Source organism: Nitrosospira briensis C-128 (genome assembly GCF_000619905.2).
Taxonomy (GTDB): Bacteria; Pseudomonadota; Gammaproteobacteria; order Burkholderiales; family Nitrosomonadaceae; genus Nitrosospira; species Nitrosospira briensis.
This window is the reverse complement of the sequence record NZ_CP012371.1, coordinates 2,538,757-2,565,417: the sequence shown is the minus strand read 5'-3', so window position 1 is coordinate 2,565,417 and position 26,661 is coordinate 2,538,757. Positions and strand designations below refer to the sequence as shown.

30 protein-coding genes and 3 pseudogenes are annotated in these 26,661 nt (G+C 50.8%); 12 read left to right on the top strand and 21 right to left on the bottom strand.

Annotation, left to right across the window (positions count from 1 at the left end; all coding sequences use genetic code 11):
• Positions 1-6: 6 nt before the first annotated feature.
• Both F822_RS11520 and F822_RS11515 read right to left on the bottom strand, forming a co-directional pair.
• The gene (locus F822_RS11520) at positions 7-351 is read right to left on the bottom strand and encodes a hypothetical protein (RefSeq protein WP_025041132.1); all 345 of its coding nucleotides are present in this window, start codon (positions 349-351) and stop codon (positions 7-9) included.
• 67 nt (positions 352-418) lie between these two features.
• On the bottom strand, positions 419-751 hold the full coding sequence (locus tag F822_RS11515; RefSeq protein ID WP_025041133.1) for a hypothetical protein: 333 nt from the start codon (positions 749-751) through the stop codon (positions 419-421).
• 145 nt (positions 752-896) lie between these two features.
• On the opposite strand from F822_RS11515, the pseudogene F822_RS16055 reads away from it, so the two are divergent.
• The 3 genes and pseudogenes from F822_RS16055 to F822_RS11505 all read left to right on the top strand — a co-directional run.
• A pseudogene (locus tag F822_RS16055) lies at positions 897-1,048 on the top strand (YpsA SLOG family protein); the annotation flags it as partial.
• Positions 1,049-1,080: 32 nt separating this feature from the next.
• Entirely contained in the window at positions 1,081-1,314 is a 234-nt protein-coding gene (locus F822_RS15635; RefSeq protein ID WP_025041134.1) for a hypothetical protein, read from the top strand.
• 104 nt (positions 1,315-1,418) lie between these two features.
• Positions 1,419-2,276 (top strand): PA4780 family RIO1-like protein kinase, encoded by an 858-nt coding sequence (locus tag F822_RS11505; protein ID WP_025041135.1) that lies wholly within the window; start codon positions 1,419-1,421, stop codon positions 2,274-2,276.
• 318 nt (positions 2,277-2,594) lie between these two features.
• Here the strand turns inward: F822_RS11505 and F822_RS11500 are convergent, their stop codons facing one another.
• Complete coding sequence (locus F822_RS11500) at positions 2,595-2,867, bottom strand: hypothetical protein (protein ID WP_036575903.1); 273 nt, start codon at positions 2,865-2,867, stop codon at positions 2,595-2,597.
• Between the two features lie 236 nt (positions 2,868-3,103).
• Between F822_RS11500 and F822_RS11495 the strand changes: the two genes are divergently transcribed.
• The 3 genes from F822_RS11495 (at position 3,104) to F822_RS11485 (ending at position 4,813) form a co-directional block, all read left to right on the top strand.
• Entirely contained in the window at positions 3,104-3,757 is a 654-nt protein-coding gene (locus tag F822_RS11495) for a hypothetical protein (RefSeq protein ID WP_025041137.1), read from the top strand.
• Positions 3,757-4,347, top strand: a complete 591-nt coding sequence (locus F822_RS11490; protein WP_025041138.1) for an RES family NAD+ phosphorylase — start codon at positions 3,757-3,759, stop codon at positions 4,345-4,347. Before F822_RS11495 ends, F822_RS11490 begins: the two co-directional genes overlap by 1 nt.
• 100 nt (positions 4,348-4,447) lie before the next feature.
• Positions 4,448-4,813, top strand: a complete 366-nt coding sequence (locus F822_RS11485) for a GFA family protein (protein WP_231623606.1) — start codon at positions 4,448-4,450, stop codon at positions 4,811-4,813.
• 95 nt (positions 4,814-4,908) lie between these two features.
• Here the strand turns inward: F822_RS11485 and F822_RS11480 are convergent, their stop codons facing one another.
• The 12 genes from F822_RS11480 to F822_RS11420 all read right to left on the bottom strand — a co-directional run bounded on the left by F822_RS11480 (position 4,909) and on the right by F822_RS11420 (position 17,823).
• Positions 4,909-6,363 carry a putative sulfate exporter family transporter gene (locus tag F822_RS11480; RefSeq protein WP_231623501.1) on the bottom strand — a complete coding sequence of 485 codons (1,455 nt, stop codon included), beginning with the start codon at positions 6,361-6,363 and terminating at the stop codon, positions 4,909-4,911.
• A gap of 1 nt (position 6,364) precedes the next feature.
• A complete protein-coding gene (locus tag F822_RS11475; protein ID WP_025041140.1) occupies positions 6,365-6,664 on the bottom strand; it encodes a DUF5395 domain-containing protein in 300 nt (99 codons plus the stop codon).
• A 3-nt stretch (positions 6,665-6,667) separates the two neighbouring features.
• Positions 6,668-6,871: a hypothetical protein gene (locus F822_RS11470; RefSeq protein ID WP_025041141.1), complete on the bottom strand. Its 204-nt coding sequence runs from the start codon at positions 6,869-6,871 to the stop codon at positions 6,668-6,670.
• Between the two features lie 523 nt (positions 6,872-7,394).
• Positions 7,395-8,960, bottom strand: coding sequence for a metallophosphoesterase (locus F822_RS11465; protein ID WP_156304410.1), 1,566 nt, complete (start codon positions 8,958-8,960; stop codon positions 7,395-7,397).
• Positions 8,961-9,245: 285 nt separating this feature from the next.
• On the bottom strand, positions 9,246-9,740 hold the full coding sequence (locus F822_RS11460; protein WP_025041143.1) for a methylated-DNA--[protein]-cysteine S-methyltransferase: 495 nt from the start codon (positions 9,738-9,740) through the stop codon (positions 9,246-9,248).
• A 525-nt stretch (positions 9,741-10,265) separates the two neighbouring features.
• On the bottom strand, positions 10,266-11,753 hold the full coding sequence (locus F822_RS11450) for a DVUA0089 family protein (RefSeq protein ID WP_025041145.1): 1,488 nt from the start codon (positions 11,751-11,753) through the stop codon (positions 10,266-10,268).
• A gap of 1 nt (position 11,754) precedes the next feature.
• Positions 11,755-12,018, bottom strand: coding sequence for a tyrosinase family oxidase copper chaperone (locus F822_RS11445; RefSeq protein ID WP_025041146.1), 264 nt, complete (start codon positions 12,016-12,018; stop codon positions 11,755-11,757).
• A 281-nt stretch (positions 12,019-12,299) separates the two neighbouring features.
• Entirely contained in the window at positions 12,300-12,860 is a 561-nt protein-coding gene (locus F822_RS11440) for a methylated-DNA--[protein]-cysteine S-methyltransferase (protein ID WP_231623499.1), read from the bottom strand.
• 55 nt (positions 12,861-12,915) lie between these two features.
• The gene (locus F822_RS11435) at positions 12,916-14,517 is read right to left on the bottom strand and encodes an efflux transporter outer membrane subunit (protein WP_025041148.1); all 1,602 of its coding nucleotides are present in this window, start codon (positions 14,515-14,517) and stop codon (positions 12,916-12,918) included.
• Between the two features lie 373 nt (positions 14,518-14,890).
• Positions 14,891-15,991 (bottom strand): HlyD family secretion protein, encoded by a 1,101-nt coding sequence (locus F822_RS11430; protein ID WP_025041149.1) that lies wholly within the window; start codon positions 15,989-15,991, stop codon positions 14,891-14,893.
• Complete coding sequence (locus F822_RS11425) at positions 15,988-16,683, bottom strand: ABC transporter ATP-binding protein (RefSeq protein WP_025041150.1); 696 nt, start codon at positions 16,681-16,683, stop codon at positions 15,988-15,990. Before F822_RS11425 ends, F822_RS11430 begins: the two co-directional genes overlap by 4 nt.
• Before the next feature lie 3 nt (positions 16,684-16,686).
• Positions 16,687-17,823: an ABC transporter permease gene (locus F822_RS11420; RefSeq protein ID WP_025041151.1), complete on the bottom strand. Its 1,137-nt coding sequence runs from the start codon at positions 17,821-17,823 to the stop codon at positions 16,687-16,689.
• A 275-nt stretch (positions 17,824-18,098) separates the two neighbouring features.
• Here F822_RS11420 and F822_RS11415 point away from each other — a divergent pair, with 275 nt between their 5' ends.
• A complete protein-coding gene (locus F822_RS11415) occupies positions 18,099-19,148 on the top strand; it encodes an isoaspartyl peptidase/L-asparaginase family protein (RefSeq protein ID WP_036575917.1) in 1,050 nt (349 codons plus the stop codon).
• Positions 19,149-19,254: 106 nt separating this feature from the next.
• Here F822_RS11415 and F822_RS11410 read toward each other — a convergent pair whose 3' ends face one another.
• Positions 19,255-20,601 carry a cytochrome P450 gene (locus F822_RS11410; RefSeq protein WP_025041153.1) on the bottom strand — a complete coding sequence of 449 codons (1,347 nt, stop codon included), beginning with the start codon at positions 20,599-20,601 and terminating at the stop codon, positions 19,255-19,257.
• 319 nt (positions 20,602-20,920) lie between these two features.
• On the opposite strand from F822_RS11410, the gene F822_RS11400 reads away from it, so the two are divergent.
• Complete coding sequence (locus F822_RS11400; protein ID WP_025041155.1) at positions 20,921-21,604, top strand: zinc metallopeptidase; 684 nt, start codon at positions 20,921-20,923, stop codon at positions 21,602-21,604.
• A gap of 204 nt (positions 21,605-21,808) precedes the next feature.
• Here F822_RS11400 and F822_RS16050 read toward each other — a convergent pair.
• Positions 21,809-21,922: pseudogene (locus tag F822_RS16050) on the bottom strand (integrase core domain-containing protein); the annotation flags it as partial.
• Between the two features lie 188 nt (positions 21,923-22,110).
• On the opposite strand from F822_RS16050, the gene F822_RS11395 reads away from it, so the two are divergent.
• On the top strand, positions 22,111-22,410 hold the full coding sequence (locus tag F822_RS11395; RefSeq protein ID WP_025041156.1) for a hypothetical protein: 300 nt from the start codon (positions 22,111-22,113) through the stop codon (positions 22,408-22,410).
• A 115-nt stretch (positions 22,411-22,525) separates the two neighbouring features.
• Here the strand turns inward: F822_RS11395 and F822_RS11390 are convergent, their stop codons facing one another.
• Positions 22,526-22,927: a hypothetical protein gene (locus F822_RS11390; RefSeq protein ID WP_025041157.1), complete on the bottom strand. Its 402-nt coding sequence runs from the start codon at positions 22,925-22,927 to the stop codon at positions 22,526-22,528.
• Between the two features lie 493 nt (positions 22,928-23,420).
• Here F822_RS11390 and F822_RS16045 point away from each other — a divergent pair.
• A pseudogene (locus tag F822_RS16045) lies at positions 23,421-23,582 on the top strand (recombinase family protein); the annotation flags it as partial.
• A 113-nt stretch (positions 23,583-23,695) separates the two neighbouring features.
• Here the strand turns inward: F822_RS16045 and F822_RS11385 are convergent.
• Entirely contained in the window at positions 23,696-24,226 is a 531-nt protein-coding gene (locus F822_RS11385; protein ID WP_025041158.1) for a transposase, read from the bottom strand.
• 109 nt (positions 24,227-24,335) lie between these two features.
• On the opposite strand from F822_RS11385, the gene F822_RS11380 reads away from it, so the two are divergent.
• Positions 24,336-24,713, top strand: a complete 378-nt coding sequence (locus F822_RS11380) for a hypothetical protein (protein WP_025041159.1) — start codon at positions 24,336-24,338, stop codon at positions 24,711-24,713.
• A gap of 1 nt (position 24,714) precedes the next feature.
• Positions 24,715-24,993: a hypothetical protein gene (locus F822_RS11375; RefSeq protein WP_025041160.1), complete on the top strand. Its 279-nt coding sequence runs from the start codon at positions 24,715-24,717 to the stop codon at positions 24,991-24,993.
• A gap of 50 nt (positions 24,994-25,043) precedes the next feature.
• On the opposite strand, the gene F822_RS16040 is transcribed toward F822_RS11375, so the two are convergent.
• Positions 25,044-25,241, bottom strand: a complete 198-nt coding sequence (locus F822_RS16040) for a transposase (RefSeq protein WP_407938239.1) — start codon at positions 25,239-25,241, stop codon at positions 25,044-25,046.
• A 246-nt stretch (positions 25,242-25,487) separates the two neighbouring features.
• A complete protein-coding gene (locus F822_RS11370; protein ID WP_197272820.1) occupies positions 25,488-26,393 on the bottom strand; it encodes a hypothetical protein in 906 nt (301 codons plus the stop codon).
• Between the last annotated feature and the right edge of the window lie 268 nt (positions 26,394-26,661).

The window sequence follows — 26,661 nt, the reverse complement described above, 5'->3', positions numbered from 1 at the left end:
GCCTTCTTAATACTCCCTTTTGTCTCCATCATTGGTTGAGTCCGTGCCGGGTTTGGCCTCGTTTTTCATGTCGCCCCTGCTTCCTCTGCGATCCCCTTTTTTTGTTGCGGGGTCGCTTTTATGGGGCTCACCCTTTTTGATAATGCCGTATTCCTGCCCTGTTGGCGTTTCCCCACGCTTGTATTGATCACCCGAAGATTGCCCAGGCACGGGGCTATCCATTGGCCCCTGCTGGGCATGAACTAAATTCGGTGCGGAAAAGGCCAGCATCAACCCGACAATGCTTAATGTCAGCCCAGCCAAAGGTCGAGAATGCGGCGACGCCTTTTCTGATGTTGAACGATAGTTCATGACTTGCTCCTTGATCTCTCCAGCAATATTACTGTGTGCCAACGATACGTCATGTTCCCCCGTCTATTCAGTGCGCTACCGCACGGGAGGGGGGCTCCTCGCCCGTACCCTGGCATTTTATTTTCCACACGAGGCGCGAGGATATTACCGCCCCAATCTGGTTGAAGGTGGGAACCGATTCTTCAGAGATAAGCGTATATTCCGACAGGCACAGATTCTTGGCATCGATATCCAGCCATTCGGCAGCCCGCTGCCTTGATTCCGGATTGCCGTCATATAAGCTTGTAAGGGAATAAACGCTTGAACCGTCTTCGGTTCTGACAGGTTCGTGATCGCCTGCTGTCGAAGCGCAACCAGCCAGAGCAGGAACCAGGAACAGGAAGATTTTCAGTGGGTTCAAAATTGAGAGTATTGGAGGTTATTTATATTTCCCACTTATGCAACATAGGCTTCTGGACCCAGGATATGCAATAGGCCAAATGGACTATTCAAATGAGAACGCGATTGCAAATTTTTCGGTTAAGCTCAAGACGGGTTGAAGTGCAGTGATTCAGAAAATCATATCAGGTGGGCAGACCGGAGTCGACCGGACCGCGTTGGATTGGGCTATAGCGAACGGTATACGACATGGCGGCTGGCGCCCGGCGGGGCGGCGCAGAAGATGGGGCAGTCCCCCAGTTTGTATTGCCTGCGCGAAACGCCGGAGCGCAACTACCAGCAGCGTGCCCAATGGAACGTGCGCGACAGCGATGCCACACGCCAGCGGCAGAGCTGGCCAGTGGATCACAGTTCACACAGGAATGGGCCCAGAAAATTGATCGGCCATGCTTGCATGTTTATCGCTGTCACGAGGGGCGTGAATGGATCAGGATTTTTGTTCATGAAGTGCTGGATGAAATGTTAGCGAATTCATCTGATAAGAAACGTTCTTATGACATCAAACCGAAGATAACCATCAAATAATTGGGGTTTTTTATTTCGCATTTGGGATAATAAGAAAATAACCCGTGGTTTCATTCGCACCGACATGAGACGTGGAATCTTTCTCCAACCGAGCCAGTACACCTATGAAGACCCCGAACAGAATCAAGCCACTCGTTGAAGAGGGGCTGGTGGACATGGTAGTCTGCCAGCTCATGAGCGGCAAAGAGGCCATCATCTACGTGGTTAAATGTGGTGGAGATATACGCTGTGCAAAGGTATACAAGGAGGCGCATCAACGCAGCTTCCGGCAAGCCGCTTCCTACAAGGAAGGCCGCAAGGTGAAGAATAGCCGGCAAGCGCGTGCCATGGAGAAAGGTTCGCGATACGGGCGCAAAATGCAGGAAGAAGTGTGGCAAAACGCCGAGGTCGATGCGTTATACCGTCTTGGCGCCGCCGGCGTGCGGGTGCCACAGCCTTATGGCTGTTTTGAAGGCGTGCTGCTAATGGAACTGGTGACGGACGTGGAAGGTAACGCGGCACCCCGCCTCCACGATGTGGAGCTCAATGAAGAATTGGCGCTGGACTATCATGCAAAACTGCTCTACCAGGTTGTTCTCATGCTGTGTGCCGGGGTCATTCATGGCGACCTGTCTGAATATAATATCCTGATCGACCGCGACGGACCCGTCATTATCGACCTGCCTCAGGCTGTTGATGCAGCAGGTAATAATAATGCCAGCGCGATGCTTGAGCGCGACGTCGCCAACCTGACGACATTTTTTAGCACCTTTGCGCCTCAGCTTGCCACTACCCAGTACGGCAAGGAAATCTGGGCCCTGTATCAGTCCGGGTTGCTTCGCCCCGACACGCCACTGACGGGCCGTATCGAGGTTGATAATCAGCCTGCGGACGTTCGCGAAGTCTTGCGAGAGATCGAGCAGGTTAAAAAGGAAGAGGAGACGCGGCTTCGGTTTCTGCAAGAGAGGGCGATGTCAAAATAGTGCTGACCTACCTCGATTTTTCGTCTTCCACGGACGTGCCGCACGCTACCAAGCTGGTCAGCAGGGAACCCGCATCGGGAATTTGAGCCGAACGTCGCCGTTTACGATTGTGGAATAGCCAAGCATACTCTGTCAGGGCGTTATCCCGACAATCCCATTACGGCTTATCGAGCAAACCATCGGCACTCCTTCAGCCTGTTATGAAGGCGAGACCGGTGTAGTGACTAACCCCGTCTCGCCTGATGGGTTAAGCTCCCCCCGAAGGTTTCCTGTTGCGATTCCCGATCTTAAAAACTCATCAAGAAACCGTGGGCACTATTATTGCTTATATGGCTTCTTGTCCATTACTTCCTGATCTCTGTATTCGTATTTCTCTCCCGGCGATAAATCCTTGGGAAACTGATCTTTCATGACCTCAGAGGTTGAGCTTGGCTGCTTCCCATACTTGTCTCCACCCCTCTTATCTTGAGAAGAGCTTGGTTTAGCCATTGTTTCCTTGTTCTTGTCAGATCCATCCGATCCAGCGACTGCGCTGAAGCTGCAAACGGCCGTGAAGGCGGTGAGAATAACGGTCGATATAAGTTTTTTCATTTCAAGCTCCCAAGAGGTAGTTGCGATGGTAGATAAAAATATGTGCTTCAACATGCCTGTATAGAAACAATTACAAACAATACGCATACCCCTCGGTGTTATCGGTACGCTACCGCACGGTAGCGGATTGTGGCGGCACAATTGTCAAGCGCAATTGAAAATTTCTTGACGAACTTGACGAGCTTGACGAACTTGATCGGTAGTGTAAACTGATATTTCGTCAGGAGGAAATCAACATGTCGACCAAAACCATGCAACAAGGACAGGAAAGCCTCGATCAGATAGTGAGCGATTTGTTCCCTAAGGAAGCGACAAAATTCTCGCGCGCGCTGAATGATCACATGGTTAACCTGGTCAATGAAATAGTTCAGGAGGTCGTAACTGACACGCTTCAACGTACAGGAGCCGCCGTCACTGAAAAGTTTTCATTGCCCGGGCATCAGACACATACGTTCGATCCCGGCACAACGATTGACTGGACAACACTCCGGCCCGTAGGTGGAGGTGTTGCTGCAGCCGAGGAGGAAGGCAGTCGTTTCAAGCAGGAAACCTGGTCGAGCGATGAAATGCTGACGTCTGATGAAGCAGCGAGCCGGATGAGCATGAGCCGTGAAGCACTTAACAACCGGCGGAAATCAGGGCGGGCTTTAGCGCTTGAGGCGGGGAAGCGTGGCTATCGCTATCCTTCGTGGCAGTTCGAAGATGCGCTTATCCCGGCCATGCCCGATATCTTGAAAGCGCTGTCGCCTCTTGATCCCTGGGCGCAATATCTGTTTTTCAAGCAACCGGAGCCTTTGCTGAAAGGTGAAGTGCCGTTGAATTTGCTTCGTAAAGGAAAGCTGGATGAGGTGACGCGAGTGGCTCGCCTTCTGGCGGCGGAAGCGGATTGATGAAGGCCCTGCCAGCATCTTTTCCTGTCACGTTGCCGCTACATACTTTAACAGAGGCGGCTTTTTTTCGGATCTGTAAAAGTATGTATTCGAGCAGCGAACCTGGGTTTCGTGCAGCAGGTACTTATCGTTTTGATTCGCCGGATCAGAGCTTCGGCACCCTCTATTGTGCTCGCAACTTTAAAACGTGTTTTTTTGAGACGATTGTTCGCGATCGTCCCGATCTAAAAATCCCCGCCGCTGACTACAACAATCGATCAGCGGTACAACTGCTACTGGACACCCTTAAGCTAAAGCTCGTTGCCATTCACGGTGACGGGGCTCAAATACTTCGACTCAACCTGGCGGAGCTTGCAGGCGCCGATTACACTTACCCGCAGGCGTTAGCGAAAGCCATCCATGATCACGCGAGTGAGCCGCATGGAATGGTATACCGCTCGCGTTTCGATGATGATGCCTTGGCGATGGTATTATTTGAGCGTGCCAAACCGCATGTTCGGATATTCCCGAGCAGTACACCAATTGCATTATTAGATGCGAACGAACTCGGTGACGCAATTCGCAACACCGTTCCTTTCATTCTTGTCTGACCTATTCTTACAAAATTGGTAAGTACATTATGATGAACAACGGAAAAGCTTATAAAGGCAGTTGTTTTTGCGGCGCGGTCCAGTTCACGGTCAGCGGTGAATCGATTGCAATGGTTATTGCCATTGCGAGTCGTGTCGAACCTGGTCGGCAGGTCCTGTCAATGCCTTCACTTTATGGGAACCCGAAGCGGTGCAGATCATGCTCGGAGCAGAAAATATCGGCATTTACAACAAGACACCGCGCAGTTATCGCAAATGGTGTAAGACCTGCGGGGGTCACATCTTCACAGAGCACCCAGGCATGGGACTTACGGATGTGTATGCAGCAGTCATTCCGGACTTTCCGTACCGCCCCGGCGTTCATGTGCACTACCAGGAGAAGGTACTACGCATCGAGGACGGGTTACCGAAGATGAAGGACCTCCCGAAGGAAATGGGTGGCTCAGGTGTCAGCATCGCGGAATAACGCGACTGGCGCTTCAAGCTTCATCAACCAACAGGCGTTCCTGCCGACCAGCCACCCGAAAAATGGCGTCAGATGCTCGCTCCCCCGAAGCGTTGTCAAAGAGTAGGCGGCATCATGCCGCGATGAAATATCCACGCAACACCATAAGCGATCGGGGCGATGATCCCGAACAAGGCAATTGCATAAAGTAACGCCAGTTTACCCATTCCCCTGAGTTTGCTGAAATCGGTTATGACGCCGATGCTGAGGAAAGTCAGCATGAACATCATGGTACGCATGGATCCTTCCACCGGGGTCGCAGCTTCATGCAAAGTTTTGGCAATTTCCGGCCCGGTGGAAGCAATGGCGATATATGAAAACCACACCAGGAGATAGCCCAGCACAAATTTGGGAAACCGGTGCCAGATTTCCATGAGTCCAACTTTGGATTGCCCGGGTTGACGCTCCACTTTGTATACCCATACAAGCGCCAATACAAAAGCCCAAACGCCAATAAACATATCGATCCAGATTTTAGTGGTCAGCGAAGCCATTAAAATCCAGCCTTCTTTCCATCTCACACCCAGATTAGCCTCGGCATTTGCCCGCATCAATTCATCGAGCATCGCCCCGGCGGCTGCATCGGCACCATCTGTTTTGACCGTCAATCCCAGAGCAGACCCATTGACGATAGGCTGGTTTGGGGCTATTGCGGTATAAAGACCTGGCAGGACGATGAGCTCGAACATGGCGAAGATCACAACCAGTATCGAGACGACGACCGGAATGACCGGGCGGGCGCGGATGGCGCCGGCAGTGGCAATGGCAGCCGATACGCCGCAAATGGAAATACCGGAAGCGAGTACGGCCGAAGCATCACGTGATAGGTGGAACACCCTGCGGCCGAGAGCATACACAATGGGCCAGAACAACATGTACGCAACAAAGGTAGCCGCAACACCGGTCATGACCAACTCGGTAATGAAACCGGCCGCCTCGATGGACATGACACCAATTTTAATACCCAGAAACACGATTGCTGTTTTGATAAACCATTCCGGTTTCGCAGCTTCACTGAGAAACCCGGCAGTACCCTTGAAAAAATTTCCGATAATCAGCCCAATCAAGAGGGCCAGCAAGTAAGAGAATCCACCGCCAAGAGACAATCCCCAGGATAAGCCAAATTTGGCGAACTCATTAACAGACACCTTGAAATGTGCTTCCTGTCCAATGATCCATATTATCCAGGTCATTACAAAAAGCACGGTCCATCCGGCAAGGAACCGTTTTAGATCGAATTTCATCGCCCATGCCGCCACACAAGTCAACGTGGTAAACACCAGATAGGTTACCAGCCATGAGAGTGTCGGATGCCAACCCAGCTTGCCGCTGGGTTTCAATACACCCTCAAGAGAAAATTCTCCCCATACCCAGGTGTTGGGTTTCGCCATCCAGCCGGTCAGGTCCAGTCCCCAGAGTGAACTGACGCTGGCGAGGAACATGGTGAGCCCCAGCCAGACTGCCCACCAGTCTTCTGTTCTCGCCATGCCGGAATACCATTTTCTATTCATTTCACTTATTTCCAGCTCCGGTTTGCTGCACTTTCAGTATGGGTGATTTCAAATCCAACCGGATGTAGCGGTTGAAGTAATGAGAGGCGTACTGCCGTATCCAGGTCGGGATGCAGTTATAGTCAAAAACCATGAATACGGTAACGTGAATATTCTCGGGGAATAATTGCCTATCCAGCAGACAGCGGATCAGTTCCTGGTCCAGTTTGAGCAAAGTCTCGCCACAAGCTTCGAAACTTTGATGGTATGCGATCCAGTTGACGCCATCATGTACCAACCGGACCTCCAGATCGGCTTTCATCCGTTATCCGGGAAGCAGGAACAAGTCTACTAAAACACCCAGGATTACAAGTCCCGCGATACCGATACCTATGCTCCACAAGCACAGCTGGGTTTCCCACTTTTCCCAAGGTTCAGGTTCCCCGAGAACCGATTGATTGGATAAGAGCTTGCCGACATTTTTAAAAGATTGATCGGTAATCTCATTTTTTTTATCATTTGTTGTCATCGTGTTTCTCTGTAAGGGCCTCCTTTTTATTCTAACGCAGGTCAAGAAGAATGCCGATAGCGTCAGCACAGAGCTAACTATGGTATCGCCCGAGCGGCAGGCGAAAGAGAAGCATGTATGAGGGATGCGGGAAGTTCGCGCAGCGGGCGGAGTATAAAAATGCCAGACAAGTCCGTTATCTTATGGTCAATGGAGTCTGACCCTGAGCTATCCCGCGTGAATGGTGGATTCACCAATTCGTCCAGCAAACGCGAGCCTTATTCGTTAATCTTTCTCGCGCGTTTGCTCCTGCGACAACCGGTGTTTCGATTATCACCCTGCCACATATGGCAATCGCTAACACATCAATCCTTATATCAAAAGCTTATTATCTGCCTAAATTTGTGGGGATAGCTCAGAGTCTGACCCTATAGACTTATATGGAGGCGGCTAATGGGTGACCCTATTGACTGAAGGCTTCAATCATTTCGTTGTCTCCATAGCTAATCGATTGCTGCCGACTGAGCAGTTGCCGAATTCTTGTCTATGAACTCAATCCTGGTAAGAATCCGATTGACCCATTTGGATTGATCTGTAGTGCGGTAATAACCCCTGGCCTACCATCCAGAAGCGCACCGTCATCAATTGTCTTCGCACCGCTTGCTTCCTCGATCAATTGCGGTTGGTGGTAGTGACCAAATATTAAATGACAGAAATTCCGGTACGACCCGTATGTTGATGTCAGAGGCGTGCGCCTCATCTCTCCCTTTTTTAACGTGAAATGCTGTTGGTATTGATTACGTGCAAGATATACTTCGTGTGCTACGCGTATGTCTTCGAGATCGCGTTTGTTATACCACCGGTCGAGTTGCTCTATTCCTTTCCCAATGCGGCTGCTCTGAATAACGCGATCGGCCATCATCGGCAGATACGTCCAGGCGCCATCGACAAAGTCCACGAACTCTTCATCCGGCATGCCTTTCGTCAAGATGTACTCTTCAAGAGTCTCCAAGGTTACAAGGGCAGCCACATCAGTCATGCGGCGACCCTTCGGAATACCCTCCGAAAGATACTTCCACACACCTCTCACCGTCTCACGAGCGTCGAGTAGAAGTGCTGACGAAATCATTGCGATAGAAGTCATTGCAAGGGGCCGCTCTGCGAAGACGTTCACCTCTGCGCTTCCCGCACTCCATGCCCACCACCACTCGGTCATGTGACCGTGCGTTAAGAGAATCGGTTCGTTAACACACGTGCCCGATTGAGATGCCGTTGGCGATAAAAGCGGTTTTGGACACCACATGAACACACTATGTAACGTGGCCACACTCTGAAGATTGTAGTTATCGACAGTATTCTCCAGGCACTGGAGGAAATTACTCTTTTCCACCAAGCGCTTACAAAGCTTAACTGAGTTTTTGGCATGCAAGGGAAACACAAACGCATCGTGATTTCCCATGACGTAGTGAATGATGACGTTGTTCTCTGCTAAATCCTTGAGCCGCCAATAGAGCCACTGCCACCATTCGATTACCGCTTTCAATGATGACTCTGGGGAATCGTAGATCCACGCATCTAGAACATCGCCCAATAGGATTAAGGTATCACCTTCCTGGCACAGTCCCATCACCTCCAGCAGTTGCGCGTGACCTGCTTCTCCTGTGCCCAAATGAATATCCGAACAGACAAAAACACGGCCCCGCTGGTGTTCATAGCTCTGTAGCGCTTTCGCCTGAACCGCATCCAGTTGCTGAACGTTTTTATGCGAGAATTTTCCCGTGCGCGACGCTTCTGCATGCTTCAGAACAAGATCGATAGACTCCACAAGCACGGGCCCTGGGTTCGTTACGATGGTGCACAGTGCATTAATGCGAGCACGCTCGCTAACGCCAATTTTTTCGAATTCTTCCAGTCCGCGGATTCCGCAAGTATCGCACGAGTTACGAAAGTACTTTAAGGCTTCGACCCCGTGTGTGAAATTGTCAGCACCACCACAATCATTCCAGATTGCGACCGCGAGACGAACGGTACGACGCAGCAGTTCGTCTGTATCCCGGCGGGTTTTTATGTTATTGCGCGCGTTAATCAAATCAGTAAGAATGACACTCATAATCGACTCCTTCTTGGCAGGACGTTGAAATTTCCCCTTGATACCTTCGGCCACCGACCACTGATGGTGGATTCTAATTTCGACCGCACTATTGGTGAATTCACTTCCCAACCGTACAAACTTAGCTTCAGGGAATCTATGGGGTGGGACTCCGAATCTATGGGGTCGGACTAGGTCGGACTCGATTGATTCCGGAATTGCTCTGACCACCTACTTTAGCCAGTGCGGACATGCGCTACCGCCCCAGTTCCCCAGTTCGTGTTGTAGCTGGGCGACACATTCAAACTACGGTTGCAACGTATCACCACTTTCCAAAGTGAGCAGCAGCTTTTTTGTTCCGAGTCCTCCGGCAAATCCCGTGAGATCGCCAGATGTACCTATTACGCGATGACAGGGCGCAATAATTGAGATCGGGTTTTTTCCACTTGCAGCACCAACTGCTCGAGCTGCCTTTGCGTTGCCGATTTGTATCGCAATTTCGCGGTAACTACGGGTTTCTCCAAAGGGAATAGTCAGCAGCGCCTCCCAAACCTTTCTTTGAAATTCGGTCCCGACGAAGTCGAGCTCAAGCTCAAAACAGTTTCTTTTCCCTGCGAAATACTCATTCAGTTGCCGTTCCGTCTCTGCCAGAATCGGACTATCTTTCTCTTCGTGCATCGGACCAAGCCGTACTCGATTTGGTTTATCGTGTTCCCACAAGATTGCGGAAAGCTTTGATCCGTTGGAGACAAGCTTTAATTTGCCAATGGGCGAGTCCACGATCTTGTATACATATGACATATACCGCCTCCTTATTGAAAAAGTGCCATTTACCAGCGATTCATGACGATTTTTCGTCCTTTGCAAGATACGCATTCACTATATATCCATGTTCAAAAGCAAGAAACGCGTTTCTTGCTTTTGAATTTTTATTGTGCAAAGCAGCCAAAGTACCATGATTTTCAGCCTCACCTATCTCACGCGCTGGCCGACGCCGGCAGTTTGACGGATGGAGTGAGCGGTTTTTGGAGTGCGGGGTGAGGCGCAACGACGCCGAATGCGACCGCGCAGGGCGGAGCAGTGCCTTCTGCGGGATAGGTGCGACCACGAAACGGGATGCCGGGTCCCTCGTGCGACGCTTTTCGGGGGCCATTTCATTCCAAGGAGTTACAATGTAGCGCCGTGCCGTCTCGTCAGTTATTTCTCTTATGGAGATGCATTCAGAGGGCGTCGATTTCTCCTCGGCTGACGGCCGAACTTAGCCTGTGCTGCCCGCTGCAAACACAGAACAGATGAGCTCTATCCAGGATAATGCGGAATGCAGGATCAGTCTCTCACCGAAATGCTGTAAGAACCCGTGCCGGTTGGGCTGTAGTGCCTGACCTGGGCATAGTAAACGCCAGACGCAAGGTTGACGGCAATCCTTGAATTGGTTCCGGGACCGCTATCATCATCCTGGCTGATGAATGTGGCCGGATTATCGGGACCAAATAATGTAAGGAAGCAGTCGGTGCTGCTGGCGGTCTCGATTGTATAGGTGCCGGGATTCATTATCGTGAATGCATACATATCCCGCTCATTCGCAGCAGAGATCGTTCCCTGCACTGCCGGACCGTTTACCTGAATGGTTGGGATACCGGGCTGGGGTGCCGATCCGCTTACTGAGATACTATAGCTCCCGACTGATGAGCCGCTGTAGTGTCGCACGCGTATATAATACGTACCCGCCGACAGATTTCTTTCAATCCGCGAATTCGCGCCTGGTCCGCTGTCGTCATCCTCAGCAATGATTGCCACCATGTCGTTGGGGCCATACAGGGCCGTCACCACATCGGTTGAACCTTGCGTTCCAATGACATGGCTTCCTGGCGTAGTCACGACGAAACTATATATATCAATTTCTCCTGCCTGCCCTATCGAGGCCGAGGTAGCCGGCGCGCCCACGGTAAGGGGCACGACCTCTGGAGACACCACCCCCTCATCGTCATACGTATAGCCGAGCGCATGATGATCGAGAACGCTTAGCGGCGTAGGCGGTGACGCCTCATTGTCCCACGGCGGCATGGGATCGTCCCTGCCGTGACCCGCCACCACATTGGGAGTACCGCTGGGCGGCAAATAAATTGCCGCAGGATTTTCCCTTTGCCATTCCGCCCATAGCCGATCGATATTGCAATGGTGCAGCCAGAACACCGGGTCATTGGGAGATGACATAGCCATCATCGACCCGCCAACCCACATGTGCCCCGGATTGTGAATGACCGATTCCAATCGATTACGAAAACTTGTGTTAGTGCTGCTATTGGAGTTCCAGGGTGCGGAATCATACGGAACCACATTCAGGGTGGCACTGACACCCTGCTGAGTCGGCAGCGATCCCATTGCGCCAAAAGCGCGCGTAAGAAAAGTAGTTGTATCGCCGGGATCACGGACCGTAAGCGTCCATTCTCCGGTCGAAAAAGCAAAGGGGCCGGTGGTAACCTGCCGGCTGGCGCCCGTTCCATTGCCGCCCATGAAATTCGAGGCCCAAAGCGAAGCTCCCGCCGTCCTGTCGACTGTCCAGTCCCAGTAGGGTATGGAAACACTTGAATCGATCTGCTGGAGAGCAAGCTCGAACCTGCGAAGATACTCCCGGTGCCACGGCAAAAATGCTGGGCCGCGGTGCGCAGGATCATTGGGGCTAGCCATAAAGGCGGCGCGATGTTGAGCAACGAACATGTCGTAGTCGCCGTTTGCCTTCAGCGCTTTCACCGCAGCAACGAATGCTGCTTTCTCGGCGGCTGTCAGGCTGGACTGGTTTTTTCGGATCCCCATGTTATTCCCCCGTTTCCCTGTAGTCGATAATCTTCCTGGCTAAATCGACTGGCGAAGGTTGGGGGTCGAAGGCAAAGCCGGATGCAATATATTTTCCACCTGCATCACGCACCGTGAAGATTCGCTCCCCATCGATGTATAGTTCAGTCCCCTCGGCGCCCGCTTCGTCTTCTCTGATCCCTGCCGTAGCTCTCGCGGTAGAAGCTTCCGCTCCGGTTCGAAGGATAATCTCCCGGCCCTTATAGTTTTCACGTTGCTCCGCCATTTTTCCCCCTCGCAAATATGAGTTCCAAACCAGATCAAAAACCCAACACGTCACATGAACTGGCTATTTTTAATATAGATCATCTCATTGAAAATGCCAGGAAAGCTGATGCGCCGAATCGCACCAGATCAAATACAACCGGAAAAAAGGGGAATCTATGGATGGGAATCTATGGGGTCGAACTCGATTGATCCCGAATTGCTCTGACCACCTACTTAAGCCAGCGCGAACATGCGCTATCGGCATATTCCTCCAGCTCGTGGTGTAGCTGGGCGACACATTCAAGCTACGGTTTGCAACGTATCACCACTTTCCAAAGTGAGTAGCAGCTTTTTTGTTCCGAGTCCTCCGGCAAATCCCGTGAGATCGCCAGATGTACCTATTACGCGATGACAGGGAGCAATAATTGAGATCGGGTTTTTTCCACTTGCAGCACCAACTGCTCGAACTGCCTTTGCGTTGCCGATCTGTATTGCGATTTCGCGGTAACTGCGGGTTTCTCCAAAAGGAATAGTCAGCAGCGCCTCCCAAACCTTTCTTTGAAATTCGGTTCCGACGAAGTCGAGCTCAAGCTCAAAACAGTTTCTTTTCCCTGCAAAATACTCATTCAGTTGCCGTTCCGTCTCTGCCAAAATCGGACTGTCTTTCTCTTCGCGCATCGGGCCAAGCCGTACCCGATTTGGTTTATCGTGTTCCCACAAGATTGCGGAGAGCTTTGATCCGTTTGAGACAAGCTTTAATTTGCCGATGGGCGAGTCCACGATCTTGTATACATATGACATATGCTGCCTCCTTATGATTGAGGTAATGCCATCTACCAACGATTCATGGCTATCTTTCATTCTTTGCGAAGTATGTGTCTCTCATCCCCCTACCCCTGGTTGGCCTCCCGGCGCACTAACGTGCTTTATCCGCTTCTTGCGTTGGCTCGAGATTGAATAATACATCGCCGCTTCGTGGCAATTGCTCCTTTCCGCCGGCATTCCACCAGCCGCCACCCAGAGCGACGAAGAGGGCTGAGGTATCCTGGAAACGCTGAGTCAGTGTCTGAAGATAGCTTATCCTCGCCTGAAAGTATTGACTGTTGGCAATCAGAACCTGCAGATAATTAACCAGACCTGCCTGGTAGTTGGTCTGTATCAAATGCATCGTTTCCTGTGCCAATTCGAGTTCTTGCGACTGACTTCGCAACGCCTCGGCATCATGCTCCAGCGCCAGCAGGATATCGGCCACTTGAGCCAAGGCATCAAGGGCAGTCTGCCGATAGTTCGCAAGGGATTGCTTATAGGCGTCGATTGCCGCCTTCCGATGCAACCACAGCGTCCCGCCATGAAATAACGGTGCAACGAAGTTGGCGCCTGCACTCCAGAAATTGCCGCTCCTCATGAAAACATCCAGGAGAGTCCGGCTATTCTGACCATAGGTGCCGCTCAGCGTGAAGCTGGGAAACATTTCCGCTGTTGCAACGCCGATATTGGCGCTGTATTCATGCACCTGAGCCTCGGCCGACAGAATATCGGGACGCTGGCGCACCAATTCGGAAGGCAAGGTCACTGGCAGGTCCATTGGCAGCGAGAGATCAGCCAGATCGATCTCTGAAGCTATTCGTTCCGGAGCATGGCCAGTCAATGTGGCAAGCAGGTGCTCAGCCTGGCTGCGCTTCTGCTCAAGCGGAGGAAGCGTGGCTTCAAGCGCCGCCAACTGGGTTTTAAGGCTGACCAGATTCACATATGCAACCGTGCCTGCCCGTGTTTGCGTTTCGGTAATCTTGATTTGTTCCTGCTGTAAATCGATCAGCTGCCGCGTCGCCTGAATCTGAGCCTCATAGCCCGCTCGGGCAATCACAGTATTCACGATATTGCCGGACAAGGCCAGATACGTGCCCAGAACCGTATAACGTTGAATATCTCTCTGGGCACCCAAGCCCTCTACCGCCCGCCTCTGGCCACCAAATACGTCAAGTGCATAACTCACCGTGGTCGATATTGTAAAGAGATTGAAGATGGTGCTGGTATTGGCGCCGAAACGAGCGGCCGAGAACCGCTGACGAGCAAAACCTCCAGCAAGATCTACCTGTGGATAAAATACCCCGTAACCAGCCCGCAAATTCTCTTGACTTTGCCGCAAGCCGGCCTGTGCCGCTTGCAGGCTTGCATTGTTGACGATTGCTTCCTTCACGAGGGCATCCAGCTTGGGGGATTTGAACAGATGCCACCAATTTGCCGCAACCTTCGCACCTTGTTCAAAATGTTGCGCCTGGTCCTCTACAGAAACGGTCACGTCCGGTTGCGCGTCGGGTACGTAACGTTCAGTCGCCGGTGGTTTCGGGCGGACAAAATCAGGTCCAACGGCGCAACCCGCCGACGCCAGTAGCCAGATTGTGCAAAGTCCGCCCAACGTGCGCTTCCCCCAGAAAGAAAATAGCCAACATACGTTCGCAGAATCGACCTCCGTTCGGCGATTCCATAACGTGCGCGCCTTCCTTCCGGACTCCATCATTTTTCGTCATCCTCGATGCATCGGAAATGACTCGGCGATATTTTGCCAGATGCAAATCATCCTAAATTCGGTAGTTGGACCGGGTGAAATATTATTATTAATCATTGATTTATCAAATGAGCGGTCAACTACCGGATTTACGATCAGTAACAGGCTGCAGCCTGATAATGATGCTTGACCATGAGGTCAGAAATTTAACGTAATGAGCGCACCCAATGTACCGCTTACCTATAAGGCATCCTTCAAAGGCAGCCCAGGCAATCTTGCCTGGTTGGGTTGCTGTCGAAAAGAATCGACTATTCACATCGTTGCGTCCTTTCCTCTGATGCCGCTGCAGCCACAGTCTGTCCCTACTGAGCAAAACTGGACGGACCTATTCAGAGACATCCTCCTTCTCACCGATATAAACGTCCACTAGCTGGCCAGGATACACCTGCACATCCTTCGGCTTCTCAAAGCGGAAGAGTACCGGGAGTACCCTTACATCTACTCGTTCCGTTCGCTGGTTCGATAACTGTATCTTGGGCGAAACATAGGGTTGCAATCGAACATATTCCAATGGAATACGAATGTTTGTGCCGCGAATGAACATTTGTGCATGTATTTTTGAAATATCAGGAATCCGATGAATCAGGATCTCATCAACATAGCATCTTACGGCGAGATTATTTTCCGGATTTCCCATCACGACAATCGGATTGAAATCCTCCGTATAAGTACCATAAACGCCCTGCGATGAAATATAACTGCCCACCGTCGCTTTTACGGACAATATGACACCATCGGCCGGCGCCCTGATGACATATTTTGCCAGTAAGGCGCTTCCAGCCATATAAGTGTTGGACAATGCGGTATATTGCCGCTCCTGGTTTTGGATATCGTATTTCCAGGCTCCAGCTTTCGTCAGATTGTAGTTGCTCAAAGCAACCTCGAGATTGGCTTCCGCCGCCTTGACAGCATTGATCGCATTATCCAGGCTATCCTTGCTCACGGACTTGGGATCAGCGTCATAAGAGTTTTGCAGCTTTTCCAGCTGAACCTCGACGGTTTTGAGATTGGCCCTCGCATAATCCAGTTGCGCTTTGGCAACAGCCAGAACCTCTTTTCTCGGTTGGGCCTTCAGTTCTTCCAGTAACGCATGCGCTGCTTCGGATTGCGAACGCTGCTGTTCTACCGTCGCGCGTTGAACCGAGTCATCCATTTTGAGCAAAGGTGTTCCCTGCTTGACTGCCTGTCCTTCAGTCACCAGAATCTGGATAATCACTCCTGCTACTTCCGGATAGATGTTGATGTTTTCTCCTGTCGGTTGATAGCTTTCAATAATGCCGTTCGAATAGATACCCTGCGCATAAGGATTTGGTGCTGGATTGAAAACAGGCGGCTGAGGCTTCTTTTGCTGCCCTGACAGGTAGGCGCTTGCCAAACCGGTAATAATGCCGACGATGGCAACGGCGATCATGATCTGGTTTCTCAATGACCAGCCCCCTTTTCAATACCGACTATCTTGCCATCCTCCATTTTCATGATCCTGTGGGCATACTCGAAGATGCGGCTATCGTGGGTAACAATCAAAATACAGCGCTTGTCGCTGAGTATGCTGGTTTTAACGAAATCCATGATGCGTCGCCCGGTATCCCCATCCAGCGACGCGGTAGGCTCATCAAAGATCAGGATATCCGGTTGACTCACCAGTGCTCTCGCAATGGCAACCCGTTGTTGCTCTCCGCCACTCAATTTCATCGGCGGAAGCTCGACCTTATTTTTGAGTCCTACTATCTCTAGATAATGCGTTGCTTCTCGAATGGAATCGTCCCAATCCCGCTTCTTCAGGATGAGTGGAATGGCGACATTCTCAGCTGTGGTCAGGCGCGGAAAAAGATGATAATCCTGGAATACGAAACCAACCTTATTTAACCGGAATTCAGCGATCTGATCGGATTCCAGTTTCCATATATCGATATTGTCTACGGTTACAGTCCCTGAATTTGGGCGCAGGATGCCGGAAATCATGCTTAATAAGGTTGTTTTCCCACTCCCGGAAGGGCCTACGATAAAAAATATCTCACCGAAATAGGCTTCGAAACTCACATCCTTTACCGCATAAGTTTTGAGATCGCTCTCCCCAAACCACTTGGCCAATTCACTGGCTGAAATTGCAGGATTCACATCCTAGCCTCTGAAGATATCAAAAGGCTCAATCTTCAGCACCTTTCTTATCCCGATATAGCTTGAGATTCCAGCGATAATCAGAACCATGAAGAACGCAAACGCCAGGGTGGTATAGGTTATATTGGCGGAATAGTCGGGGATTCTGAGCTTCGCGATCGCGATGATGAGAGTGCAGAGACCCACTCCTAAACCATATCCTACCAGTGACGTAAACATGGCCTGAAAAAGGATCATATAAACCAGCTCACGTCCTTTGGCGCCAATCGCTTTCAATGCACCGAATTTTTCAAGATTTTCCAGTATGAAGGTATAAAATGTCTGTCCTGAGATTGATAAACCAACCAGAAAGCTTACGACGGTCATGATTAGAATGTTGGTCCCCAATCCGGTTTGATATTTATAGTAATTGGAGATTTTCTGCATGAGTTCTTCTTGTGTAAGCGCCTGGTAACCCAAGAGCCTGACCTGCTCTTGGATATGCAGGATTGCGTCGCTGCTTTTCGGCTCAACAAGAATGTAGGAAATCGTAAACCGCATTGACGGGATGTATTGAATCGCTCTGCTGTATGTCGTATAGAGGGTGGGAATCCCGAACAGTCCGCTGGCCGTTACCTTGGCAATCCCCACGATGACCCCGCGATGATCGTTGAGCTCGAAGTCTGTGCCTAAACGCGGATTCCCCAGCTTGCGAATTTCTTCATCCTGAACGACGATAAAGGCATTTTCCGCATAGATGTCCTCGATCTTGCCCTCAACAAGCTCGGGGCGGCCGAACAGGCTGTTATCATCCAGGCCCATAACAGTCACGGATTGAAACACCCCGCTTCTAAGCTTGACGAGCGCGCCTCCCGAATATAGCGGGACAGCATATTTGACGCCATTGATGCTTCGAACGGCATCCAGGACATAGTCCGGCAGGGGGATACTGTTTGCTACGTTATTCACCGCCGGATCCATCACCCAGACTTTAGCCCCCACATTAATGACAGTAGATGAAGATTTGTGCAGAATGCCAAAAAAGATGGATGTCATCTGCACCATCAAAAACACGGCAAAAGTAATTCCTACCAACAAGGCAGCATATTTGCCTTTGTCGTTCACGAGAAGTTTAAAAGCGATCTTTAGAATCCCTTTCATTGCGCACGTAACTACCTGGTCTGGAGCGCATTTACGTATCCTTCGAACTTCCGCATTGATGATGGCCTCCTGAAGAAGACCTACTTAGGAACGGCTCCACGCTTCATCTTAGTCCAGAAACAATGTAGTGTTTAGCCCCACGGTATGATGGTGCAGGTTGATGATAAGTTTGCCTGGATTTTTAGACCATATTTTGCGGATATATTTTCGTAAGGCGTGAGGTCCTTCAGGGTCTTCAGACGCCAGGCGAAGCTACAGGCCAAAGGTATGCAAGCGTGAAAGTACGAACAAACACCGCTGGGGTGGATACTTCACCGATCCGACTGGTGATTCACGGGGGCGCCGGTACCATCACGCGCAGCAAGCTGACAAAGGAACTCGAGCAGGCTTATACGCAGGTGCTTGCGCAATCGCTGATCGCTGGCTACGCAGTACTTGACGCAGGCGGCAGCAGCATCGATGCCGTGATTGCAGCGATCGTGGTGATGGAAGATTCACCTTTATTCAATGCCGGCAAGGGCGCCGTGTTCAGTAATGCCGGCCGCATTGAACTGGATGCATCCATCATGGATGGTTCCACGCGCATGGCAGGTTCTGTCGCCGCGGTGACGACCATACGCAACCCCATCTGTGCCGCGCACGCCGTGATGACGAAAAGCGCGCATGTGATGCTGATGGGCCAGGGCGCCGATGCCTTTGCCGCCGAGATGGGCCTGGAGATCGTTGATCCTTCCTATTTCCACACCCAATTCCGCTGGAATCAGTTGCAAAAAGCCATTGCCGAAGAACGCCTGATGCAGGACCATGACGTGGTTCCCGATACGCCGCGGCCCCAGACAGACGAAAAGACGGGCGAAAAGGCGGATGAAAAGCGGGGAACGGTGGGCGCCGTAGCGCTGGATCGTCACGGCAATCTCGCCGCCGGCACATCAACCGGTGGGATTACCAACAAGCGCTTCGGGCGCGTCGGGGATTCGCCCGTCATCGGCGCCGGAACCTACGCGGACAATCGCTCGGTTGCGGTATCCGCGACTGGCACCGGAGAAATATTCATTCGCACCGTTGCTGCATTCAACACGGCAGCACAGGTACGGTTGCAGCACATTCCGATTATCGAGGCGGCGGAAAATACGCTGGCGGAAATCGCTGCCATCGGCGGTGATGGCGGTTTGATCGTGCTGGATGCAAAAGGTAATTATGCAATGCGTTTCAACACCAGGGGCATGTTCCGTGGCTCTATCGGCAGCGACGGCATTGTGCGGGTGGGCATGTTCGCCGACGACGATAGAGCAGTATCCATATCCAACTCACAAGGTACTCGATAAAACCAAGCCGCCTACAGTCAGCGCAAAGAGGTCAGCCAAAAGGCAATTTCCCCAACACTTCCGGACAGCTTTTGTGGATAACAGAACCAAGAACTGAAGATCGATTTTATCGCCACTTCACCCGGACTGGAACTCCACCTTTCGGGCGCAGGGTTACCGCCATCTCAATCTCGACTTCGTCCGTGTCAAGCAACTGTAAATCACAGTGCTGAACGATCATGCTGAGCAAAAGCTGGCTTTCCAATAATGCAAAATGACTACCGATGCAGATGCGCTCGCCTATCCCGAAAGGCATAAACGAAAACCTGCGATTCTCAGGTATTAAAAACCGTTCAGGGTCGAACTGCTCCGGTTGCGGCCAAAAGTCAGTGTGATGATGAAGATTGAAAATGCTGAATATCGCAAGTCTGCCTGCCTTCAAGAAATAGCCATCAACCTCGGTATCCTTATTGACTCTACGCAGCATAATGCCAGCAGGTGGACGGAAGCGCATCGATTCATTGAGTACCGCTTTGGTATAAACAAGCTGCTGCAGATCTGCCGCGTCCGGCATTTTTCCTTGCAGCAAGCCTTCAAGTTCCTGGCGCAGCTTAGCGAGTACTTCTGGATGCCGGGCTAGTAAATATAAGGTCCAGCTCAACAAGTTCGCGGTGGTTTCATGGCCTGCACCAAAAATGGTAATGACTTCATCCCGAAGTTGCCTGTCAGTCATCTTTTCACCGGTGTTGTCATCGCTTGCTTTTAACAGCATATCCAGCAAGTCGTTGTGCGTGGATAGCGTAGTGCGGCGTTGATCGATGATTCCGTAAATGACACTATCGATTATCCCCAATGCCTGTTTGAATTTCTGATTGGCCGGGGTGGGTACATACAACGGGAGCATCAAAGGATTCACGATGGTTTTAGCGGCATACCTGAGTAAGGTATCCAGAGATGGAGATATCTGTTCTATCTTGTCGAGGACGCTGGTGCTGAACATGGTCTGGGTGATCCCCTCCAGCGTCAACTGCGTCATTTCCCTGGACAGGTTGATCTTCGCACCTTCACCCAGCTTCCGCCATCTATCCAGCATATTACTGCCTGCGGTGGCGATTTGCGGCAACAGCGTGGTTATATTGCTTCGCTGGAAAACCGGCTGCATCAATCGCCGTTGCCTTTGCCATAAATCGCCCTGGCTTGTTACTAATCCCTGCCCCAGAACCAATTCCAGGCCGGTTGGTTTTCCGTCACCGTGTATTTTTACAAAAACATCGCTTTGCTTGATCAAGGCTTGTTCAAACAGCTTCGGGTGACCGAATAGATAAATTTGGCGGGCAGCTAATCTGAAGCTAACCAGGTCACCATAATCTCGCTGCCAGTCACAAAGGGCTTGAAACGGATTCGCAATCATCTGGCTTAAATTGCCCAGCAAAAAGTTGCCTTTGACCTGTGGAACTGTTTTGTTATGCGGCATCGTCAATACAATTGATGGTTTCGATTATGAATTCATCAGCATTCAATTCCGCGTATGGACCAGTCAGATGCAATAAGTCAAACAAAAGCAAACTCACTTTCTGCTTTTGTCCAGTTTTCGCTAATGGGTCCTGATAGAGACTGGCGTTGCCGATCAAGCGCTCCACCCGCTTGATCTTGTTACCGGAATTCAAGATGAAGAAATTATTTTGAATATTATTGATCAAACGTTAGGGTAAGCGCATGACCAACCTGCGCTGCGGATAAGCCGCCGTTAAACTGTTACCATTAAAGTTGTTCTTTTACTGATACTTCCCGCTATGCTTTATCTGATATTGGTCTGTTTTATCGCTCTTCTGGTTGTCGGACCTTCCTACTGGGTCAAACATACCATGGAAAAATATAGTGAACCGACTGATCGCTATTCATTCACGGGAGCACAACTGGCTCGCGAGTTGCTGGATAAGGCCAATTTACAACATATCGCGGTGGAGGTAACCGAATCGGGCGACCACTATGATCCGTTGAAAAAAGTGGTCCGTCTCACACCGGATAAATTCAACGGCCGCTCGCTGACCGCGATCACCGTTGCAGCGCATGAAGTCGGCCATGCGATCCAGCATCAGGATAACTACCCGCCTCTTGCCTTACGTACCAGGTTGGTGCAATGGGCTGCGCCCGCAGAGAAGCTAGGCGCCGGTATCCTGATGTTGTCTCCCGTGATTATGGCGCTACTGCGCTCTCCCGCGGCAGGATTGTTATTTCTTGTCGGGGGTATCCTGACACTGGGAAGCGCGACGCTTGTGCACGCGCTGACCTTACCGATGGAATTGAATGCGAGTTTTGCCCGGGCCCTGCCAATTTTGGAGCGAGAGCGTTATCTGATCGATGGAGACATGCCGCATGCCCGACGATTGCTCACTGCCGCGGCATGGACTTATGTCGCGGCTTCGCTGATGACACTACTCAATATGGCGCGTTGGTTGGCGATTCTACGCCGATGATTGAAGTTAAAATATGCGGGATGTTGATGTCAGAACGAGCGATCAACTGAGGAATCTAAATTTCTCTTCCATTTGCTTGAACAACGACCTGAACATTTTAAGTGGAATCTCTGCTGGTTCTCACGCTGCCAGTTCAACCGTCGGCAGCATCACGACATAAGCCTCATCAGGCGTTTTCTTGCCCAGGCTCGAATGTGGCCGGGATCAGTTGTACCAATCCATGTATTGCATAATTGATACTCTGGCTTCAGCGATCGAGTCATAGGCATGCAAGTACACCCGCTCGTATTTCACCGATTTCCACAGGCGCTCGACGAATACATTATCTTGCTAGACTCCGCACCCGTCTATGCTGAGGTTGCACCCCTGTTCCCTAACGGCCTGCACGAACTCATGGGCGGCAAACTGGCTGCCTTGATCGGTATTCATAATCTCCGGCTTGCCATGGCGATGGAACGCCGGTTCAGGCGCGCATTACGAAAGAGCAAGCGCCTCTCAGGGAATATATGGATGAGCTTGAGCGACTTGAACGACAGAAAACCATGCAGGAACTGGCGGAACGATGGCAGACTCACGAGTTCTATAGTGTGCTGACAGTTTTTAAGATGCTTGCACTCAAGCGTGAAATGAAGGCATTTGGCTATGACGATGCGGGCGTCCGCTGGCAGGCGCTATCAGAATCACTGCGTAAAGCCATAGATAACTTCAACCGATTGCTAAGAGAGGTAAGGCCCGTCGTCTTGGACCGGATGCGGTCGAGCATTGAGCTCAGTAGGGAGATGCAAAAAGGCTCATGCGTGAGATGAGCCTGAATTGGGACTAATTTTCCGTGTAAAAAAAATCACCGATGACGATTTTAGCCGTTTCAAGGATGCGGATCGCTGTCCGTAAGATTCCATCCTTGAATGATGCCGAATCTTATCAGCAATTCACGACCCTTTTGGGCGAAACACAATAGGTGTTTTCCTCAAGCTCGGCTGCCATTTGTCGGTGCTCTGCCGCTTTTCCCATTTTTACCTTCGCAGCTCGGTCGTACTTGCGAATCAACGCATGGGTTTGGGCCTGCAGATCCTGTGCTTGCCTGCCATATAGATAGCTCTTGCTTTGATACTGCTCGAGCAACTGCGTTTTTTTCTGCGCTTTGGTCTGCAGATCGCTGGCAGCATTTTCATAATATTTTACCAGTTCCTCATGACAGCATGGCGTCATGACACTTTGGTTTGTGACACGAGCAGACATATCCGCCATCGCTTCAGCGGATGAAATCAGCGCTGTCGCCATAGCAAACATATATAACGTTCCGACAAATCTTCCCTTTTCCATAGTGCCCTCCTATCCAATAATGAATAACTAGAAGCTTAATTCGACTATTAGCTCACACAAATTCACAATAGTAATGTGAGGTTTTTGTGAAATTTGTGTGAAGTTTTTGTGAAGTTTATGTCAGAATTTATTCTCGATCAAGCTAATTCAAACGGCGCATCGTTGACATTGCAGAGGTATATCAGCCCTCAGCTTTCTTCCAGTACTCTGTCGAGGTAATATTTGTGGTATAAGGCCTCCCTTTTTTCTACACTAGAATGGACCACTCAAGACATTGTTTTGGCTCCCTTTGTTGCAAAAGGGAGCCAAAACAGAGAGAGGAAATCCATGAAAATTGGCTATGCGCGAGTATCCACTGATGACCGGAATCTTGACTGCAGATGGACGCTTTGAACAAGGTAGGGTGCGAACGGATATTTACCGATCAAGGGGGTGAGCGGGTCCACTATCGAACGTAAAGGATTGGCTCAAGCAATTGCCGCAGTCGGGTGACGTGCTGGTTGTGTGGAAGCTGGACCGCCTAGGCCGATCATTGAGCTTTCTGATTGATCTGATCGAGAAACTGAGAAACGAGGGAGCAGGCTTTGAAAACCTCTCGGATGGCATCAATACCACTAGTGCAGGCGGTAAGCTGGTGTTTCACATCATGGGCGCCCTGGCCGAATTTGAGCGTTCATTAATTTCCGAGCGCTCAAAGGCTGGGAGCAGGCGGCGAGGCGCAGGGGAAAGCATATATGTAAATCTACGGGGTCATGTAAATCTACGGGGTCAGACTCGATTGATCTTGAATTGCGCCGACCTCCTATCCCCACCCTTGGCCGCAGGCTCTACCCGTCTTTTCAATTTCTCTCGAATACTTTGCTTGAACCTGTCATTTCCCAATACCCAGGCTTTGTTTGTTGCCTCTCTAATCGCGCTAATGCTCTCTTCAGAAACCGGGTGCTCGAATAGCTGCTGGTATGCGCTCCGACATTCCTCGTCAGTTTGTCCAAGACGCCGATATTCAGGATGTGGGCTCATCAGGTTATTGGTCTGGCCATGCGCATTGTAGCCATAACTTGACCACGGATACTCGGATGGATGCGCTACCATGCCTGCACGTACTGGATTGAGTTCTATATACTGCATGCAAGTCAGCAAATACGCCTCGGTATCAATCAGGATAGCTTTGTAGCGCCCTTCCCACAGTGTGCCAGTGCGCCGGTAGCAGTGATTGAAAAATTGGACATAATAACGTCCCAGCATTTGTAGGGCCTTGCTCAAGCTCTGCTCTTTATGAGGGGTGATGAGTAAGTGCACGTGGTTGGTAATTGATTTGCATTGATTTGTTAATTTCCCTAGCCAGCTACCCTAGTTAGGAGGGCTGTCCTTAAGTATCTTTTTTATAGTTAGGTATTACCCAATCACTATGGTTGAACCCGACAACGATAACAACAACAACTTCATAAATATTGGTTTAATCAGCGCAACGGAAGTCAGCATCAATACTAGCACCAGCGTCATTGTCACAACCGAAGATAAGCTCAAACTTGTGCTATTGGAATGGCAACAGACCAGAGTTGGTCGAGACGCATGGATAGCTCCAGTTGGCATATTCATCTCAATATTTATGACCCTTCTCACGGCAGACTTCCGTAAGTTTCTGCTGGCAGCTGCGGTGTGGGAGGCAATATTCTACGTTGCTCTCATCCTAGTCTTTGGATGGTTAATCTATACACTAAAGGTACGTCCTAAAAATAAATCAAGAGACGACTTCATACGACAGATCAAGAAATCGGAGCAATAATATGAAATTTGAAAATAAATCCTTCAAGAATGAAACGATCGACATTGATTTCAATAGCTTCATTAACTGTCAATTTGAGGATTGTATGCTTGTGTTTCGCGGCTACGGGCTAATTGGGATGGAAGGTTGCACTTTCACCAATGTAAGTTGGTCAATGGCTGGCGCTGCTGCGAATACGCTTAAATTTATGGCTGGTATATACCACGGCGCTGGTGAAGGCGGAAAGAATATCATTGAGGCGACTTTCATGAGCATTCGAAAAGGAAAAGGAGATACCTAACCTTACGTTTCAGCCGACCGTCGGTCAATAACCTATCGAATGTGTCCGTCTTAGGTACGGGTCCACATACACTGAGTCCACACACACGCGGTCAGGTCTCGCCTCAAGCTCTGCTCTTTCTGGGGAGTGACGAGTAAGTGCACGTGGTTGGTCATCAGCACATAGGCGTGAATATCACAACCATGCTTTTCACAGGCTAACCGCAGTTTATCAAGATAGAACCAATAATCTGCCTCTACACAGAAAATCTCAATCCGATTATTGCCCCCGTAAAATTACGTGCTGCGGTTGGCCGGGAAGGATAAATCTCGGAGCGTGCCATTGCAATCCTCTCGCTCAGGAAAGCACCCTAGACCGCCTCGTAATTTTATAATTAATCGATTCTGACCCCATAGATTCGCTTGATCATTCAAGACCATCGTATCTCCTCATCCATTTGCGGCTGGCGAACTAAGTACTGGAACGAACGGAAGCTTGCTACTCCTCCTGACTCTTCACGGGCCGCGCGGACAGATCATTTCGGCGACCACGCAACAGACAAGTCGATGATCATCGACGTGAAAGAGCGCGGAATCGCTCTCGTCCTGCCTGCCAATGAAAAAGAGCCATCCCTTCTCTTTGTCGCCGCGCTTGTTCGCCGCTATGGATTCCACCTTGGCGGTCCGGACCTCGCGAGAAACATAGTTGCGCTTCGCATCGCTCCAGTCTTTCCAGCTCATTCTCACCCGGTACGGACGAGTGAGCTTCCCCTCTATCCATTCGCCGTAGCTCAACTGGATCTCGAGCCGGTCGTCATTGGCGAATGACGCCTTCCAGCTGATGGGGCCGTAGAAAAGGCGCGGTTCGGGGTGCCGGAGGATCTGATCCCCCTTGACCTTGAGTGAGCGGAAGACGCGCTGGTAGGTGCCAACTGCGATGCCAAGCACCGCCAAAGGGAGGTCGCGATCATACGGATAGTTGACGAAAGTGCGGCAGATCGGTCGAATGGTCTGGGCCGCCCAGTGGCGATCCCGTTGTTTCTCACTCGACCCCTTGGAGCCGCTTCGGCGTCCTCCGGCACTCGTCGCGACAGTCGGAGTTCCGTTCGAGTCAACCACTTTGCGTGTGTCTCGGAGTACGAGCCGGTTCGGGAAACTGCCCGGGAAGCCCTCGCGCGTTGAGATGCGCTGCTTTTGGGCTCGTTTCACCAGTTCAACTTCTCCGTCAACGTCACAGCCGGCGTTGTGCCCGTCTTTCGCGCTGAAGTAGGGACGGACCTTGTTTTCAGGCCGGTACGAGCAAGGGGTGACCAGTGCACCGCAGCCCCGACATTCATAGCCCATGGGATCGACCGGGACGATGATCCATAGTTGTTCGGCGTCGATAACCTCGCCCGTGTGCTTATCACATGCTGATTCCACCTTTATTATCCCCCACGACCACCACACACGGGGTCAGGTCTTGTTATTTGCCATAAGCTGCGTGACCAGCGTTTTGATGGCAACTTCATCTGATGATTACTGTTACCGTCAAGTTTACCGTCAGTTACCGCCGGTTTACAACAGCCGAGTTTGAACTTCCTTGGACAACAAAAAACCCGCAAGCCTTTATTCATGCGGGTTTTCTGGATTTCTTTGGACTACTTGGGACACTTTATTGGGGCATCTCGAATCTGACCCTACCCCAATA